Raw genomic sequence first — 17,913 nt, forward strand, 5'->3', positions numbered from 1 at the left:
GAAAGGGGTCGAACAATTGATCGATGTCAATAAGTTTGAAAGTATGCAAATCGGTCTGGCAAGCCCAGATAAGATTCGCAGCTGGTCTTACGGTGAAGTAAAAAAGCCTGAGACAATCAACTACCGTACACTTAAGCCTGAAAAAGATGGTCTTTTCGATGAACGTATCTTCGGACCTACAAAAGATTATGAATGTGCTTGTGGAAAGTACAAGCGTATCCGTTATAAGGGCATTGTTTGTGACCGTTGTGGGGTTGAAGTAACCTCAGCTAAGGTTCGTCGTGAGCGCATGGGTCACATTGAGTTGGCTGCACCAGTATCACATATCTGGTATTTCAAGGGTATCCCATCACGTATGGGACTCGTTTTGGACATGTCACCACGTTCACTTGAAGAAGTTATTTACTTTGCTTCATACGTTGTTACTAAGCCAGGGGATACATCACTAACTGAAAAGCAATTGCTATCAGAACGTGAGTATCGTCAATTAAAGTCTGAATATGGTAATGCTTTTGAAGCTGGTATGGGTGCTGAAGCTGTCCAAACCTTGTTATCAAATGTTGACTTGGAAGAAGAAGTTACAGAACTAAAGGCACAATTGCGTGAAGCAACTGGTCAAAAGCGTGTCCGTGCTGTTCGTCGTTTGGACATCATCGAAGCGTTTGTAAAGTCTGGTAACAAGCCAGAGTGGATGGTTATGGATGTTATTCCAATTATCCCACCTGACTTACGCCCTATGGTTCAACTTGAAGGTGGTCGTTTTGCCACTTCAGATTTGAATGATTTGTACCGTCGTGTTATTAACCGAAATAACCGTTTAAAGCGTTTGCTAGAGCTAAATGCTCCTGGTATTATCGTGCAAAACGAAAAGCGTATGTTGCAAGAAGCAGCTGATGCTTTGGTTGATAATGGTCGTCGTGGTCGTCCAGTTACTGGTCCTGGTAATCGTCCATTAAAGTCACTATCACACATGCTTAAGGGTAAGCAAGGACGTTTCCGTCAAAACTTGCTTGGTAAGCGTGTTGATTACTCTGGTCGTTCAGTTATCGACGTTGGTCCTTTCTTGAAGATGAACCAAATGGGACTACCACGCCCAATGGCAATGGAATTGTTCCGCCCATTTATTATGAAGGAATTGGTTAAACGCGATTTGGCAGGTAATATTCGTGCCGCTAAGCGTAAGATTGATCGTCATGATGAAGATGTTATGGATGTTTTGGAAGATGTTATCAAGGAGCACCCAGTTCTATTGAACCGTGCACCAACGTTGCACCGTTTGGGTATTCAAGCATTCGAGCCAGTATTAGTTTCTGGTAAGGCAATGCGTCTACACCCATTGGTAACTGAAGCTTATAATGCCGACTTTGATGGGGACCAAATGGCTATTCACGTCCCACTATCAGATGAAGCACAGGCTGAAGCACGTTTGCTAATGTTAGCTGCGGGCCACATTTTGGCACCTAAAGATGGAAAGCCTATCGTGGCGCCATCACAGGACATGGTTATCGGTAACTATTACCTAACGACTGAAGAAGCTGGTCGTGAAGGTGAAGGAATGATCTTTAAGGATCTTAACGAAGTTCGTACAGCTTACCAAAACAAGTATGTGCACTTGCACACACGTATTGGTATTCAAACAGCTTCATTACCTGCTGAAAAGCCATTTACTGCTGAACAACGTTCACGCATTATGATGACTTCTGTTGGAAAGCTATTCTTTAATGATATCTTGCCAGTAGATTTCCCATACTTGAATGAGCCAACAGAAGCAAATCTACACGAAATTGACAACCGTTTCTTCTTGGAGCCAGGTGAGGATATTAAGGCACGTTACGCTGAAACACCAATCTTGCCACCATTTAAGAAGGGTTACTTGTCAGACATCATTGCCGAAGTATATAAGATTTACAAGGTTACAGAAACATCATTGTTGTTGGACCGTATGAAGGACTTGGGTTACGATGAGTCAACAAAGTCTGGTTTGACGGTGGGAGTTTCTGACGTTACTGACTTGAAAGAAAAACCAGAAATTATTGAAGATGCTCACAAGCAAGTTGCAACTGTTACAAAACAATTCCGTCGTGGATTGATTACCGATTCAGAACGTTATGAACGTGTTATTGCTATTTGGAATAAGGCTAAGGATGACATTACTGAAAAGCTAATTGAACACTTCGAACCAGATAACAACATCTTCATGATGTCTGATTCTGGAGCACGTGGTAACATTTCTAACTTTACACAATTGGCTGGTATGCGTGGATTGATGGCAGCACCTAATGGTCGTATCATGGAACTACCTATTATCGCCAACTTCCGTGAGGGACTATCTGTTTTGGAAATGTTCTTCTCAACTCACGGTGCTCGTAAGGGAATGACCGACACGGCGCTAAAGACTGCCGATTCAGGTTACATGACACGTCGTTTGGTTGATGTGGCACAAGATGTTATTATCCGTGAAGATGACTGTGGTAGTGACCGTGGCTTGGATGTTTCAGCCATTATGAATGGTAATGAAGTAATCGAATCATTGTACGAACGTATCTTGGGTCGTTATGCTCAAAAGTCAGTCTTTGATCCACAAACTGGTGATAAGTTGGTTGGTCATAACGAGATGATTACAGAAGATATCGCAAAGCGCATTGTCGAAGCTGGTATTACAACTGTTACAATTCGTTCAGCATTTACTTGCAACACTGAACACGGAGTTTGTGTTCGTTGCTACGGCCGTAATATGGCTACTGGTGATGTTGTTGAAGTTGGTGAAGCTGTGGGTACTGTTGCTGCACAATCAATCGGTGAGCCAGGTACGCAATTGACGATGCGTACGTTCCACACGGGTGGTGTTGCCGGAAACGATATTACACAAGGTCTTCCTCGTGTGCAAGAAATCTTTGAAGCACGTAACCCTAAGGGTCGTGCGATGATTACTGAAGTTACTGGTGAAGTAACAACTATCGAAGAAAACCCTGCTGATCGTACTAAGGAAGTAACTATCCAAGGTGAGACAGATACTCGTACTTACACTTTGCCTATGTCATCACGTATGCGTGTTGGTGAAGGTGATCATATTCACCGTGGTGAGACGTTGAATGAAGGTTCTGCTGATCCTAAGGAAATTATCCAAGTTCGTGATACATTAGCAACGGAAAACTATATTGTGCTTGAAGTACAAAAGGTTTACCGTATGCAAGGTGTTGAGATTTCTGACAAGCACATCGAAGTTATGGCTCGTCAGATGTTGCGTAAGGTTCGTGTCATGGATCCAGGTGAAACAGATCTATTGCCAGGTACTTTGATGGATATTGCACAATTCCGTGATGCTAATGAAGGTACCTTGCTTAAGGGTGGTTTGCCTGCAACAGGTCGTCCTGTTTTGCTTGGTATTACAAAGGCCTCATTGGAAACTAACTCATTCTTGTCAGCTGCATCATTCCAGGAAACAACACGTGTCTTGACTGATGCTGCTATTCGCGGTAAGAACGATCCACTTGTTGGTTTGAAGGAAAATGTTATTATTGGTAAGCTAATTCCAGCTGGTACTGGAATGAAGCAATATCAAGAAATTGCAGGTAAGGTCGTTGCAGACCCAATTATTACTGCTTCTGAAGAAGATAATAATATGCCAACTTCAATTGCTGATATTGAAAGTGCTATGAACTTAACAAAATAAAGTGTTCTTATAAAGACTAATCTTTATGAAACATGTTAAAACATCCTGTTGATGACATTCATTTGTTATCGATAGGATGTTTTTGTTAAGATAAGGGTAGTTAAATTCATAATGTCACAATCTAAATTGTAGGAGGATTGTATGGAAGATTTTAGTTTTCAAAATAAGACAGCGATTCGTTTTGGTAAACACCATATTGATGAAGAATTGCATGATGCTGTTGCGCAATTTGCGCAAAAGGTATTGTTAACGTATGGTGGTGGTTCCATCAAAAAATCTGGTTTATATGATCGCGTCCAAAAAGCATTAGCTGATCTACAAGTATTTGAATTGTCTGGGATTGCACCTAATCCAAAAATTGATTCTATTCGTGATGGCCAAAAATTGGCGAAGGCACATGATATTGATGTCATTCTATCAGTTGGTGGTGGTTCAGTATTAGACGCTTCAAAGGTCATTGCCTCAGCAAAATTTTATGATGGTGATGCTTGGGACTTAGTTGCTGATCGTGGTGCACAATCACGATCAGATATCGATCAATTGCCTGTTGTTGATATTTTGACTTTGTCTGCAACTGGTTCAGAAATGAATGCTGGCTCAGTGATTTCAAATTCAGATTTGAATATCAAGCTAGGCACATATGGTCCTAATACACCAGCGGTTTCATTTTTAGACCCACAATTAACCTATTCAGTTTCAAAATGGCAAACAGCTGCAGGGTCATTTGATGTATTTTCACATTTAGCAGAACAATACTTTGATCGGGCAACGGCTAACGACGTGACAAGTGGTATTATTGAAGGTATGATGCGCTCAGTCATTAAATGGGCCCCAGTTGCGTTAGCAGAACCAGATAATTATGATGCTCGTGCTAACTTAATGTGGGGAGCAACGATGGCACTAAATGGCATTGCTCGTTCAGGAAATAAGAATGGCTGGACGGTTCACCCCATTGAACATGAGTTGTCAGCCTACTACGATATTACACACGGTGTTGGGTTAGCTATTTTAACACCTCGTTGGATGAAACGTGTCTTGTCAGGTGAGACACAAGCCCGTTTTGCTCGTTATGGTCGTGAAGTTTGGCATTTAACTGGCAAAGATGACTTAGACGTGGCACAACGTGCAATCCAAGCAACGTATGATTGGATTAAGTCACTTGATATCCCAATGACACTCCCTGGTGTTGCGATTAATTCCGAAGAAAAATTTGTTGAAATGGCCCAAGAAGCAGTCCGCATTGGTAACTTGAACCAAAATGGTGGTTACGTTAATTTAACAGTTGACGATGTAACGGCCTTATATCATGATTCTATGACAACGGCTGGTTTTGAATAAATAAGATATTAATTGATTTATAGGCATCCTATTGATGACATTCATTTGTTATCGATAGGATGTTTTTGTTAAGATAAAGAGAGTTAAAGTAACCTAAGAATGCATAAACAGCAATAATCTAAATTATGGGAGGTTGCATGGAGGATTTTAGTTTTCAAAATAAGACAGCGATTCGTTTTGGTAAAGACCGTATTGATAAAGAGTTACATGATGCCGTTGCCCAATTTGGGCACAATGTATTATTAACGTATGGTGGTGGATCGATTAAGAAATCAGGCCTATATAATCGTGTTTTGGCCGCACTATCAGACTTAAATGTTGTTGAGTTATCAGGGATTGCGCCAAATCCCAAGGTGGCATCAATCCGTGATGGCCAAAAGTTGGTGAAAGAGCATGCAGTTGATGTCATTTTATCAGTTGGTGGTGGTTCAGTATTAGATGCTGCAAAGGTCATTGCCTCAGCAAAATTTTACGAGGGGGATCCTTGGGATTTAATCGGGGTAGCCGGCACAAAACGTCGTTATCAAATAGCACAATTACCAGTCGTTGATATCTTGACGTTGGCGGCTACGGGTTCAGAAATGAATAATGGCTCAGTGATATCTAATGCACAATTAAATATGAAATTAGATTCATTTGGTCCGCAAACTCCCGCAGTCTCATTTTTAGATCCACAGTTGACATATTCTGTGTCAAAATGGCAAATAGCTGCAGGTTCATTTGATGTATTTTCACATTTGGCAGAACAATACTTTGATCGGGCAACAGCTAACGATGTGACAAGTGGTATTATTGAAGGTATGATGCGCTCAGTCATTAAATGGGCTCCAGTTGCTGTGCGAGAACCAGATAACTATGATGCGCGGGCTAATTTAATGTGGGGTGCCACGATGGCATTAAACGATTTCGCTAGCTTAGGTAATGCTAACGATTGGACTGTTCATCCAATTGAACATGAATTATCAGCCTATTATGATATTACACATGGTGTTGGCTTGGGGATTTTAACACCACGCTGGATGAAACGTGCCTTGTCTACAGAAACACAAGCCCGTTTTGCCCGTTATGGTCGTGAAGTCTGGCATTTAACGGGGGAAGATGATTTAGATGTGGCACAACGTGCAATCCAAGCAACGTATGATTGGATTAAGTCATTGGGGATACCAATGACATTGTCAGGTGTTCATATTAATGATGATACAAATTTTGTTAAAATGGCGCAAAATGCAGTTCGAGTTGGACAGTTGGATCAAAATGGCGGCTACGTTAATTTAACAGTTGATGATGTTGTGGCCATCTTTGTTGCCTCGATGACGACTGATGGGTTTGAATAAATAAAATAATATGAGGAATCAAAGTTAACCGGATTCGTCAGGGACTTTGATTTTTTGTTTGCAAATAGAAAATGATGGTACAGTATGAAAAAAATTGATAAAGGTGTCCAATTTGTCACCCAAAATCTAAAAATGTTTCGTTGCTTGGTTGATAATGAACCTTATGATCATATCGTTGGGCATACCTTGGTATGTCCGCATGGTCATCGCCTAGATTTAAATAAAAAAGGATCGTTGTATTTTTTGAATAAAGCTGTAAATACAGAATACGATGATAATATGTTAGCATCACGACGTAAAGTACTAACAGCCGGGTTGTTTGACGGGATTGTACAAGCGGTTTATGAAGAATTACCTCAGCAACCACAACGAATTTTAGACGTTGGTACTGGTGAAGGGACACCACTCAAGCGTTTATTAGACTTACGACAACAACATGACGTAGCTATCGGATTTGATATTTCAAAAGCCGGGGTTAATTTAGCAACTCAATTAGACTCAGAAGCCTTTTTTGCAGTGGCTGATTTAGCAAATTTACCATTTACGGATGCTAGTTTTGATAGTGTTGTTGAATTTTTTTCACCAAGTGCATATGAAGAATTTAAACGAGTCTTAGCACCTGGCGGCACATTAGTTAAAATCGTGCCAGCATCAGGTTATTTGCATGAATTACGAGGGATATTATATCCAGTTGATTCACCAAAACATACGTATCAAAATGACAAAGTTGTGCAACGCTTTATGGAAAATTATCCGACAGCCACACAACGCGAAATCACATATACGTGGGAAATTCCAAGTGACTTATATGTTGACCTATTACATATGACACCGCTACATTGGGGAGCACGTCCTGAAACACAAATAATCGCAGAAAATATGGCTTTAAAGCAGGTAACGGTGAATGTCGTCGTGATGACCTATCAGAATTAATTGTGCATAATGTGGATAAAACAAGTATTTTTCCACAAAAAATTGTGGAAAAAGTTACGAAAGTTCGGTAAAATAGTCATAATAGGGTGAAAGCCCGTTACACTATATTTAATGAATGGAGCTGCGTATATGTTTCCTGATCGCTTACGTGAATTACGAAAAGGTCGTAATATCACATTGGAAAATCTTGCTGAAGAAATGAATAAACATCTTGAGCCAGGTCAAAAACCAAATACAGCTGCTCAAATCGGAAACTGGGAACGCGGTGACCGTTCACCATCCTATATTGAAGTTCGTAAATTGGCGGATTTTTTTAATGTTTCGATGGACTTTTTAGTGGGACGTGCCATGTCAGAAAAGACAGATTTGTCATTGCTGTTTTTATCTGGTAAAGAAATTGATTTTAATGGTAAACCATTAACCGATCAACAACGTTTTGATATTTTTCAATATGTTAATTCTTATTTGAATCCAGTTTCGTATACTGCTGAAGATGATTTACGTAGTAACCATCAAGAAAGTTTATTTTAAAAAAGGAATGAATATGAACCAAACAGAATTAATTCGATTTGGTACTGGTCGACAGCTCACTGAGATTGATTATCTTAGTGAGCTGTTGTCGTATCAAACAATGTTTCAACCAATTCAATCAGTCGGCCAATTAATTGCACAAGTTAGTCAGACAATTAATGCAATTAACCAAGGTTTTTTACCCACAGAATTACCAATGCTTGAAGTGAGTGATAATATGATTATGGATGTGCAACGATATGTTGTTGATAAATTTCCTAACCAACCTGCCAAAGGAAATGCTTTGTGGGGAAAATTAAGTGAATCTTTAGAAGCAGTTGATTTTTTAGTTCGTCATTTAAGAGATGCTTTGATAGAATATTTTAGTATGTATGGGTATGTTTCAACGCCATTTGTCCAAGATTTATCACGATATCTTGGTAATCAGCCTATTTTAGAATTAATGGCAGGGCATGGTTATTTATCAGCTGGCTTACGGGCGCTTAATCCAGAGCAAGTCATAATCGCGACGGATAATCAATTATGGCGTGAACAACCAGATATTACACTGGATCAGCCTGTAACAATAGTTGAAAATATGACCGGATTAGCTGCATTAGAAAAATATGGTCAAGAGGTTGCCGTCATCATGATGAGTTGGGCCCCTGATACTTCAACAGCTGACTGGGATTTATTACAAGTAATACGTGAAAACTATCCAACTAAAAAGTTATTAGTCATTGGTGAGTATCAAGGTGCAACAAATTCAAAAGTATTTTGGCAGCAAGCCAAATTAAAACCAGTGCTAGCAACGCACCATCATACTTTTGATTTAATTAATGAACAAGTTTATGAAGTAGAATAGGATATTATTTAAACATGTTAGCTAAAACAAAACGTCAAACGATAGCGTTAGTTATTGCAACGATTGTCTTAGGAATCATTGTTGGCTTTAGCTCGTTATTATTAGGCCAATTATTAGATATTGTTGAACGGTTATTCTTACAGTTTGAGGAAAATGCGCATATACCCGTTGCCACTGCTGCAACACCGATTAATCGCTTACTTTCAGTAACCCTAGGTGGTATTATTGTGGCGTTGATTTGGTATGCTTTGCAACGTTATGGCAAACCAACCGTTAGCATCAATAAAGCGTTACAAGGAGAACAAATGCCATTTGGTGTGACAATAATTCATGTGATGACGCAAATTTTCTATGTAGCGACTGGTGGGTCAATTGGTCGTGAATTAGCACCGCGCGAAGCCGGAACACTGATGGCACAAACGTGGCAAAAATTTGCCGGTCGGATAGGATTAGCCACACTATCAGCTGATGATCAGCGTTTGCTATTGGCTGCTGCTGCCGGAGCAGGATTTGCTGGTATCTATATTGCGCCCATTACGGGAATGTTATTTGCTGTTGAAATTTTACTTAAAAGAGTAGACATTCGAACAATATCAGTTAGTTTGAGTATGTCTGTTATTGCGATGCTAGTTGGTTCGATTACGAAGGGATTTGTGCCGTACTATTTGATTGCGCATAAGGATTTTTCAATAAAAATGTTACCATTTGTCGTAGTTGTTGCGTTAATGATGGGTGTCTTGGGCGGGCTTTTCCGACGTGGCTTTCAATGGGCAGGCAAGCATAGCGCCAAGTCCCAACAAATTTTATGGCAATTACCATTAGTTGCTTTATTAACCGGTATAATTGCAATGAAGATGCCGCAAATTATGGGGAACGGTCGTGGTTTGGCTGAATTTTCTTTTGTGAATCTTGATCAAAATGTTGTCGTGTTCTTGTTAGTAGGGGCTGCATTAAAAACAATTATGACCTTGCTGACCATTAAAGTAGGCGTGGCAGGTGGTACATTGACACCATCGATTGCAATCGGTGGTGCATTAGGTAGTATCGTCGGGTTTGCTTATATGGTCATTATGCCTGGGTTATCAATGGCGACAATTGCGCAAGCAGGTGTTATTGGAGCGGTCGGTTTCTTAGCCGCTTCACAACAAGCACCATTAATGGCATTGTTTATGTTATTTGAAGTGTGTCATTTAGATTCTTCAGCCTTATTACCATTAGGGCTAACGGTAGCTTTGGCCAGTGTGTCTTCTAAATTAGTTTTAAAGTAATTAAGTATACTGGTAAAAACAGTTGAATACTTTTTTACATGGATTGAGACTTTTATATTGTGTACATGCATGCAATCAGGTGTTAAATTTGTCATACCTTATTTAAAGAAGATGCAAAATATTTATGGGGGAATTTGTGATGCAAGAAGAACAAAAACTATCAATTTTGAAAGACATTATTGCAATTCAATCTGTGAATGATCATGAAAAAGATGTTGCAGTTTATTTAAAGCAATTATTTGACGAAACGGGTATTAAAAATGACATTTTGCCTTTAGGCGATTCAAAAACACGTGCTAATTTAGTTGCTGAAATCGGTAATGGTAAGCCGGTGCTTGCGATTTCTGGGCATATGGATGTCGTTGAGGTTGATGCTGACCGTTGGGATACGGATCCATTTACACTAACGGAAAAAGACGGTAATCTTTATGGTCGTGGTGCAACGGATATGAAAGCTGGTTTGGTAGCAATGGTGATTGCCATGCTGGAATTAAAAGAGAGTGGCGCAAAAATTCCAGGAACGATTCGTTTGTTAGCGACTGCGGGCGAAGAAGTTGGTATGCCTGGTGCAAAGGCTTTTAAAGATCAAGGTTATATGGATGATGTTGATGCTTTGTTGATTACAGAGCCATCGGGTATTTATCGTGCTATTTATGCAAATAAAGGTGAGCTGAATGTTACTGTAAAATCAGCTGGTAAAGCTGCTCATAGTTCAATGCCATATCTTGGTAATAATGCCGTGGAACATTTGATTGCTGTTTTGCAAAAAATTAAGACAGAAGTTAAAGATATAACGGCTGACTTTAACAATGATGTATTGGGTAAGACGGTTATTAATATTGATACAATTAAGGGTGGTAATCAGGTTAATGCAATTCCATCAGCTGCAGAAGCGGAAATTAATATCCGGACCATTCCAGAATTTGATAATGCTAAAATCTGGACAAAGTTGCAAGACATTGTTAACGCCTACAATGCTTCGGGAACGGGTGAGATTACAATAACAGTAGGTATGGATGTGACACCAATTAGTGGTAATAGTGATTCTAAGCTGTTAAAGGATATCCAACGCATAGCGGCTCCCTTTGTTTCTAGTGATAAGCTGTCTGATGATGAACGACAGAAATTGCGTGCAGAAGCTAAAGCTGTAGGTATTCAAAATTATACACCTGGTGAAATTATTGCTGAAGGTGTTCCCGGGGGAACTGATGCAAGTCAATTAATCATTAATCAACCAGTGGGATTTGATTTTGTCATGTATGGTCCAGGTAATAATACGCCGCATCAAGATAATGAATTTGTACCAAAGTCACAGTTTTTGAACTTTATTAACATTTATAAGCAACTATTTATGGAATTCGGCATTTAACATAGAAAAAGGACTGATGAATGCTCATCAGTCCTTTTTATTAATCTGTTATTTTTCAGGTAATAGTAGCCAAAGAATTAAATAAATAACCAAACCCGGGAAAGGACTTAGTGTTAGTAATACCCAAATAATTCTTAGTAAATTAACATTCCAATCAAAGCGTTCAGCTAAGCCACCTAAGACACCGGCAAAAACACGATGATTTGTTGAACGGTATAGATTCATAATATATTCCCCCTATAAGCCTTTACGTTCATTATACATGAAAACTTATGAAATTCTAATAATCATTATCTAAATTAGTTACTCAAATTTTGCAGTAGCTCGTTTAACAAGATGCGAATTTGCAAATACGGCTGCCAAAATAATGCAGCCAAAATTAGCAAATGTAAAGATTAAGAATACCCCAGCAGTTCCTTGTTGTGCAATAAGTAGTGGAAAGACCAGGCTAATACCAAAGTTAGTTAACCAGATCATTGCAGTACTGATGGCATTGAACGTGGTACGTAATTGCTGTGGAAACATTTCAGAAAGTAACATCCAAGTAACTGGGCTAACAAGTCCCTGTTGGGTAGCTAAGAAATAAGCTAAAATAATCAAAATTAAAATGTTATTCATGCTGGATGCTAAGGGCGTCGTTTTCATGACCCAGCTGAGTAAAGCTAGACTGAAAACATTGGACATTAAGCCAATTGTTAATAATCGATAGGGTGAAATCTGTTCAACGACATGTTTACCCGCAAAAATGGCAATGGCTGATACAACACCAATTAAGACGTTACCGTACAGTGATGCACCAGAACCAAGACCAACTTTTTCTAAGATAGTTGAACCATAGTACATGACTGTATTAATACCGGAAGCTTGTTGAATAAAACCGATTGTCAGACCGGCACCAAGCAGGTATATTGACGCTTTAGAAGAAAAAATTAATTGCCAATTAATTTTTTCTCCTTGCCCAATAGCTTGTTTTGCTTCATTAATATTTTCTCGAATGTCTAGTTTTGGAAAGCCTAATTTTTTAAACACGCCTTGTGCACGATCTCGTTGGCGTTTTAGGAGGTACCAAAATGGACTATTTGGAATGTTAGCAGAAGCAATCCACAAAAAGATTGCAGGAATAGCTGCGGCTAACATCATGACACGCCAAATTGGATGCCAGTTTGGCCAAAGCGAGCCGAGAATTGCATTGACTGTAAAAGCCGTTAATTGACCGATAACAATGGCAATTGCGTTCTTATTGACGTTTCTTGTTTTAAGCCTGTCAGGAGAAATTTCATCTAAATATAATGGTGATAGACTTGAAGCACAACCTACTGACAAGCCCAGAATAAAACGTGAAATAATTAGCATCCAGGCATTAATTGATAATGAACAAGCAACAGTTGCAATTGTAAAGACAGCTGCTACCAATTGTAATAGCTTTTTACGCCCGAGATTATCCGCCAGTTTAGTGACTGCCAAAGCACCAAACATACAGCCTAATACTAAAGAACTAGAAATTAGTCCTTGGGTACTTGGTGCAGCGCCTAATTGATCAGCGCGACTAATAAAAGTTAAGGCACCATTAATCACACCGGTGTCATAACCAAATAAAAAGCCGCCTAATGCGATAATATATGAGGTGTAATTAAGAAACGAGTTGTTCTTTTTGGGACCAGACTTTTCTTTATACGAAATAAAAAACACTTCCTTTCAGAATTTAAAAAAACTCAATGGTTGTACAACATTTATCAAGCTAAAGATAAAAAATGATCATATTAAAAATAACATCCCTACAGAAAGTAGTGTACTATTTGTAAACTTAAAGAAAAATTAAATTTTTTGTCAGCCGTAATATCTATATTCAAAAAGTGTCAGCAACCTGCCCCTTTTATGGGGAGATTGCTGACACTAAAAGTAGCTATTAGACAAACTGTTCAGAAAGTTTTAGGAACTCATCAATATCTTGCTTAATTAAATCAGCGCCAGCTTGCCAGAAGTCAGGCTTTGTTAAATCAACACCCAAGTGCTTTTGGGCCAATTCTTCAGTCGTCATGTTGGCAGTATCACGTAGCAAAGCGATATACGCTTCCTCAAAGTTTTCCTGGGTTTGGGCCCAAGCATAAATGCCTTGGCTAAATAGGTAACCAAAAGTATAAGGGAAGTTATAGAAAGGTACATCGTTAATGTAGAAGTGAAGTTTTGAGGCCCAAAAGTGGGGATGTAATTCATCCAAAATACCACCAAAGGCCTGTTCTTGAGCAGCTGACATTAATTCATTTAGGCGTTTTGCCGGTACGAAACCAGCTTGTCGCTCTGCATAAAAGCTATTTTCAAATAAGAAACGTGCACGAATATTTAAAAACATGGCAATCGGATTAGCCATTTTAGCATCAAGTAAGACAACTTTTTCGGCATCAGATTTGGCTGCTTGAACATTAGCATCAGCGATTAACATTTCGGCAAAGGTTGAAGCTGTTTCAGCAACGTTCATTGCGTAATCGTCACGCCATACAGGTAGGTCAGTTAAGACTGAAGTGTGAAAGCCATGACCAATTTCGTGGGCGATTGTTGCTGAATCATTAACAGAACCTGTAAACGTTGTAATAATACGTGATTCATGGATATCTGGCACACTTTCCATCCAAGCACCAGGTGTTTTACCAGGCCGATTTTCTGCCTCAATCCATTGGTTTTCAAAAGCATGTTGTGCAAAAGCAGCCATCTTAGGTGAATATTTACCAAAATTTTTAATGATAAATGCAGCGGCTTCATCATAAGTTGTTGTCGTAGGGGTGTAATCACCTAACTTGGTAATTGGTGCCGATTGATCCTGCCAACCAATTTTATCCAAATCAAGTAATTGTGCTTTACGATTAAAATAATCCTTAAACATTGCTTTATTGTCATCGACAACTTGCCACATTGTGTTAAGTGTTTGTCGTGATAAGTGATTTAATTCTAGTGGTTCTGCTAAGAAGTCATCATAACCATGGGCAGCTTGTTCGGTTAAACGAGCCCCTGCCAAATGATTTAACGTGTCAGCAGCTAGATTTTCAGCATTACCCCACATTTTTTCATATTGTCGCATAATTTCAGCGCGAATTGTATTATCAGGATAGTCATCAATCCGGTTTAATGATTGTCCAGCTGACAGTGTTTGTTGGACACCGTTTTCGTCAGTGTAGGTCATTGTTAAACCAGCACTAATCGTGTCATAGTGTTCAGACCAAGCATCTAAGCCGTCCAATTTTAATGTCGCCAATAATTGTTCAGTTTTATCGTCTAGTAGACGAGCAGCTTGGTGACACAATCCTTTTAAATGAAAGGCAACTGGTGCAATTGCAGGGGTTGCTAATGCTTGATTAAAATCGTCATCTGAAAAAGTTGTTAGTAGTTTAGAAAACGCATTTAATGGTGTTTGGTAAGCTACTGATAATTGGGCAACTTTTGTTTGATATGGCCGATATTCTGAATTTGTATAGTCGGCTGCTGATAAAGCATTAACGAACAGCGTGGCTGTGCGTAGGCCAGAAAAAATCGTTTGATTATCAGCGGTAAGCTGACTAAATGTTTTAAAATTTGTATCATTAACTAAATTATAGTCATTAACCGCTGTTTTTAAGTCGGCAATCTGTTGTGCTAATAATTTTAATTTGTCTGCAAATTCAGGTGAATGAATACCACCAGGATAAATGGTATCTAAGTTCCAATTTAATGAATAAGTCATTTTTAATCTCCATAAATCTCATGTTTTTTTAATTATTTTGTTATTTATTCTATCATAACTTTTTTCTAGTACAAAAACTATATGGGTATCACATTTAAGTATATTATAATACCGTGATAATTGTTTTTATGGTATTGTTTAGATAAATATCTAATTAGACGTTTATCTAAATAGTGGAGAGGATGGGTCATTAATGGGGTTTGAAAAAAGTTTTAAAGCACTATCTGATCCGGTTAGACGAGAAATTCTGCAGTTATTAAGAAATGGTGCAATGACTGCAGGCAATATAGCAGAGCATTTTGATATGACCAAGGCAACAATTTCATATCATTTGCGTTTATTAAAAGAAGCTGGCTTAATTTTTGAGGAAAAAGAGAAGAATTTCATTTATTATGATTTAAATACCACATTAGTTGAAGAAATGATGGGGTGGTTAATGTCATTAAAGGAGCGTAAAAATGACTAAAAAAGAATTACGACGGTTATTGATCGTCACAACGATTGTCATGTTAGTCCCTTTGGTTGTTGGATTAATGATTTGGGCACAATTACCAGATAACATTGCAACACACTTTGGCGCTGGTGGTCAAGCAAATGGTTGGCATAGCAAAAGCAAGACAGTATTTGGACTACCTTTATTGATGATTGTTATACAATATATTTGTTTTTTTAGCCTTTATTTTGATCCTTCAAAAAATAATATTAATATAAGATTGTTCAAAGGCTTATTATGGATTGCGCCAATAATTGAAAACATCATGATGTTTAGTATTTATGGCATTGCTTTAGGATATTCGCTTAATATTGTGATGATTGTTAATTTTATGGTGGGAATATTATTTATTACCTTGGGTAACTATTTACACAAAGTGAAGCAAAATTATACAGTAGGCATTAAAATTCCGTGGACATTGCACAGTAAAGAAAACTGGAATCGAACACATCGTTTTGCGGCTTGGTTATTTTTAATCGTTGGTATTTTTATGCTGATTAATGGTTTTTTGCAACAAACTTGGTTGCTTATTATACCTATTTTAAGTATCGTCATTTTGCCAATTGGTTATTCATTTATACTGTATCATAAGGGTATTTAGATAGTCGGTCTGTTTTTATATACTTTGCGGTGTATATATGGTAATCTAAAGCTAAATTAAAAGAAAATTGAGGACTGTCCATTGAAGAATTAATACGATTTTGAAATTGCAATGATGACTATATCTTTTAGGGGTGTAGTGTGCATTTCAGGTGGTATTAGTTTAGATGGAGAGTCTTTTTTATGTGCTCTTTAATCGTACTGTTGCTCACCTGAATTCTTAAAGTGAGGTGACAATTTGAGTACTATTGAATTAAAACAATTAACATTTGGTTTTGATAATCAGGCGCAATCTTTGTTTGAAAAAGCTGATTTAACAATTGACGTGTCTTGGAAATTGGGATTAATTGGGCGAAATGGTCGTGGTAAAACAACATTGTTAAATTTATTACGTGGCATGTACCCCTATCAAGGCACGATTACACATCAAGTCAGTTTTAACTATTTTCCACAATCAATTAAAGATGCTAGTCAATTAACTTATGATGTATTAAATGAAGTCGCGAACGTTGAAATTTGGCAGATTGAAAAAGAACTGCGGTTAATGCAAACGGATGCTGCTGTTTTATGGCGACCATTCGCTAGCCTATCCGGTGGTGAAAAAACAAAAGTTTTATTGGGATTATTGTTTAGTGATCATGAGCATTTTCCACTAATTGATGAACCAACTAATCATTTAGATCAGCAATCAAGGAAACAGATTGCCCAATATTTAAAAAATAAGAAGCAAGGTTTTATTTTAGTTAGTCATGATCGTGCATTCGTTAATGAAGTCGTGGACCATGTGATTGCAATTGAAAAGCAGCAATTAATAAGCTATCAGGGGAATTTTGCGACCTATGAAGAACAAAAGTCTAGACGTGATCAATACGAATTAGATCAGAATAAAAAATTACAAACAGAAATTGGCCGTTTAAAGCAAACAGCAAGTGAAAAAGCAGAGTGGTCACGTGGTCGTGAAAAAGAAAAATTTGGTAATCGTCACGTTGAAGGCAGTGGTGCTATTTTTGACCGTGGCGCGATTGGTGCGCGTGCTGCACGGACCATGAAGCGTTCCAAAACATTAGTGCGCCATATGGAAAGTAAAATTGCTTCTAAGGAACAATTGCTTAAAGAAATTGAAACCATTGATCGGTTAATCATGAATTATCAACCGAGCTACCATAAAACACTAATCAGTGTTAAAAATCTGCAATTAGCTTATGAACAATCATTATTTGAACCAATTTCTTTTCAACTAGCAAAAGGTGAAAGGCTGGCTATTCAAGGAAATAATGGCTCGGGTAAAACATCAATTATTCATTATTTATTGGGAATGTTTGCTGGTCAAATTGCTGGTGAAATAACAATGCCAGAGAATATACGTATTAGTTATGTGCGTCAAAATTATGAAGATAATACAGGGACTTTGGCAGAATTTGCAGCTGAACATCACTTATCTTACGAAATATTATTAAACAACTTACATAAATTGGGTTTGGAACGTCACATATTCAATACGCGTATTGAAAATATGAGTATGGGACAGCGAAAACGTGTCGAATTGGCCAAATCATTAGCGACACCGGCAACCTTATTTATTTGGGATGAACCTTTAAATTATTTGGACGTTTTTAATCGGGAACAATTGGAGGAAGTCATTCAATCAGTGCAACCGACTATGTTGCTAGTTGAACACGATGAAACATTTTTGAATAATATCGCCACACAAGTGATTAAGCTGCACCACGAATAAAGATAAATTATGAAATTCATCGTGATAAATAAAGCCATTAAGCCCTTGTGCTATAATATCTTGAGTAAGTTTGATAGGGACAA

Annotated in this window: 14 protein-coding genes; 11 read left to right on the forward strand and 3 right to left on the reverse strand. The window is 38.2% G+C overall.

Going from position 1 to position 17,913, the window contains the following annotated elements:
• Positions 1–16 precede the first annotated feature (16 nt).
• The 8 genes from rpoC to FFM55_RS01390 all read left to right on the forward strand — a co-directional run bounded on the left by rpoC (position 17) and on the right by FFM55_RS01390 (position 11,290).
• Positions 17–3,673, forward strand: coding sequence for a DNA-directed RNA polymerase subunit beta' (gene rpoC / locus FFM55_RS01355; protein ID WP_137600457.1), 3,657 nt, complete (start codon positions 17–19; stop codon positions 3,671–3,673).
• A gap of 141 nt (positions 3,674–3,814) precedes the next feature.
• Positions 3,815–5,011 (forward strand): iron-containing alcohol dehydrogenase, encoded by a 1,197-nt coding sequence (locus FFM55_RS01360; RefSeq protein ID WP_137600388.1) that lies wholly within the window; start codon positions 3,815–3,817, stop codon positions 5,009–5,011.
• 137 nt (positions 5,012–5,148) lie between these two features.
• Positions 5,149–6,345, forward strand: a complete 1,197-nt coding sequence (locus FFM55_RS01365; protein WP_137600389.1) for an iron-containing alcohol dehydrogenase — start codon at positions 5,149–5,151, stop codon at positions 6,343–6,345.
• Positions 6,346–6,429: 84 nt separating this feature from the next.
• Positions 6,430–7,278 (forward strand): methyltransferase domain-containing protein, encoded by an 849-nt coding sequence (locus FFM55_RS01370; RefSeq protein ID WP_137600390.1) that lies wholly within the window; start codon positions 6,430–6,432, stop codon positions 7,276–7,278.
• Positions 7,279–7,407: 129 nt separating this feature from the next.
• Positions 7,408–7,809 (forward strand): helix-turn-helix domain-containing protein, encoded by a 402-nt coding sequence (locus FFM55_RS01375; RefSeq protein WP_042491925.1) that lies wholly within the window; start codon positions 7,408–7,410, stop codon positions 7,807–7,809.
• 13 nt (positions 7,810–7,822) lie between these two features.
• A complete protein-coding gene (locus FFM55_RS01380; protein ID WP_052348370.1) occupies positions 7,823–8,653 on the forward strand; it encodes a hypothetical protein in 831 nt (276 codons plus the stop codon).
• Positions 8,654–8,667: 14 nt separating this feature from the next.
• Positions 8,668–9,921, forward strand: coding sequence for a chloride channel protein (locus FFM55_RS01385; protein ID WP_042491923.1), 1,254 nt, complete (start codon positions 8,668–8,670; stop codon positions 9,919–9,921).
• Between the two features lie 139 nt (positions 9,922–10,060).
• Positions 10,061–11,290 (forward strand): ArgE/DapE family deacylase, encoded by a 1,230-nt coding sequence (locus FFM55_RS01390; RefSeq protein WP_052348369.1) that lies wholly within the window; start codon positions 10,061–10,063, stop codon positions 11,288–11,290.
• A 48-nt stretch (positions 11,291–11,338) separates the two neighbouring features.
• Here FFM55_RS01390 and FFM55_RS01395 read toward each other — a convergent pair whose 3' ends face one another.
• The 3 genes from FFM55_RS01395 to FFM55_RS01405 all read right to left on the reverse strand — a co-directional run bounded on the left by FFM55_RS01395 (position 11,339) and on the right by FFM55_RS01405 (position 15,002).
• Complete coding sequence (locus FFM55_RS01395; RefSeq protein ID WP_042491919.1) at positions 11,339–11,515, reverse strand: PspC domain-containing protein; 177 nt, start codon at positions 11,513–11,515, stop codon at positions 11,339–11,341.
• Positions 11,516–11,593: 78 nt separating this feature from the next.
• Positions 11,594–12,979, reverse strand: a complete 1,386-nt coding sequence (locus FFM55_RS01400; RefSeq protein ID WP_228179951.1) for a sugar porter family MFS transporter — start codon at positions 12,977–12,979, stop codon at positions 11,594–11,596.
• 217 nt (positions 12,980–13,196) lie between these two features.
• A complete protein-coding gene (locus FFM55_RS01405) occupies positions 13,197–15,002 on the reverse strand; it encodes a M3 family oligoendopeptidase (RefSeq protein ID WP_137600391.1) in 1,806 nt (601 codons plus the stop codon).
• A 193-nt stretch (positions 15,003–15,195) separates the two neighbouring features.
• On the opposite strand from FFM55_RS01405, the gene FFM55_RS01410 reads away from it, so the two are divergent.
• From FFM55_RS01410 to abc-f, 3 genes are all read left to right on the forward strand, one after another.
• Positions 15,196–15,468 carry an autorepressor SdpR family transcription factor gene (locus FFM55_RS01410; RefSeq protein ID WP_042491917.1) on the forward strand — a complete coding sequence of 91 codons (273 nt, stop codon included), beginning with the start codon at positions 15,196–15,198 and terminating at the stop codon, positions 15,466–15,468.
• Positions 15,461–16,096, forward strand: coding sequence for an SdpI family protein (locus tag FFM55_RS01415; RefSeq protein WP_137600392.1), 636 nt, complete (start codon positions 15,461–15,463; stop codon positions 16,094–16,096). The genes FFM55_RS01410 and FFM55_RS01415 overlap by 8 nt, the downstream gene beginning before the upstream one ends.
• A gap of 237 nt (positions 16,097–16,333) precedes the next feature.
• Entirely contained in the window at positions 16,334–17,830 is a 1,497-nt protein-coding gene (gene abc-f / locus FFM55_RS01420; RefSeq protein ID WP_042491913.1) for a ribosomal protection-like ABC-F family protein, read from the forward strand.
• Positions 17,831–17,913: the final 83 nt, after the last annotated feature.

Origin of the sequence: Weissella sagaensis, from assembly GCF_005405285.1 — a bacterium.
Taxonomy (GTDB): domain Bacteria; phylum Bacillota; class Bacilli; order Lactobacillales; family Lactobacillaceae; genus Weissella; species Weissella sagaensis.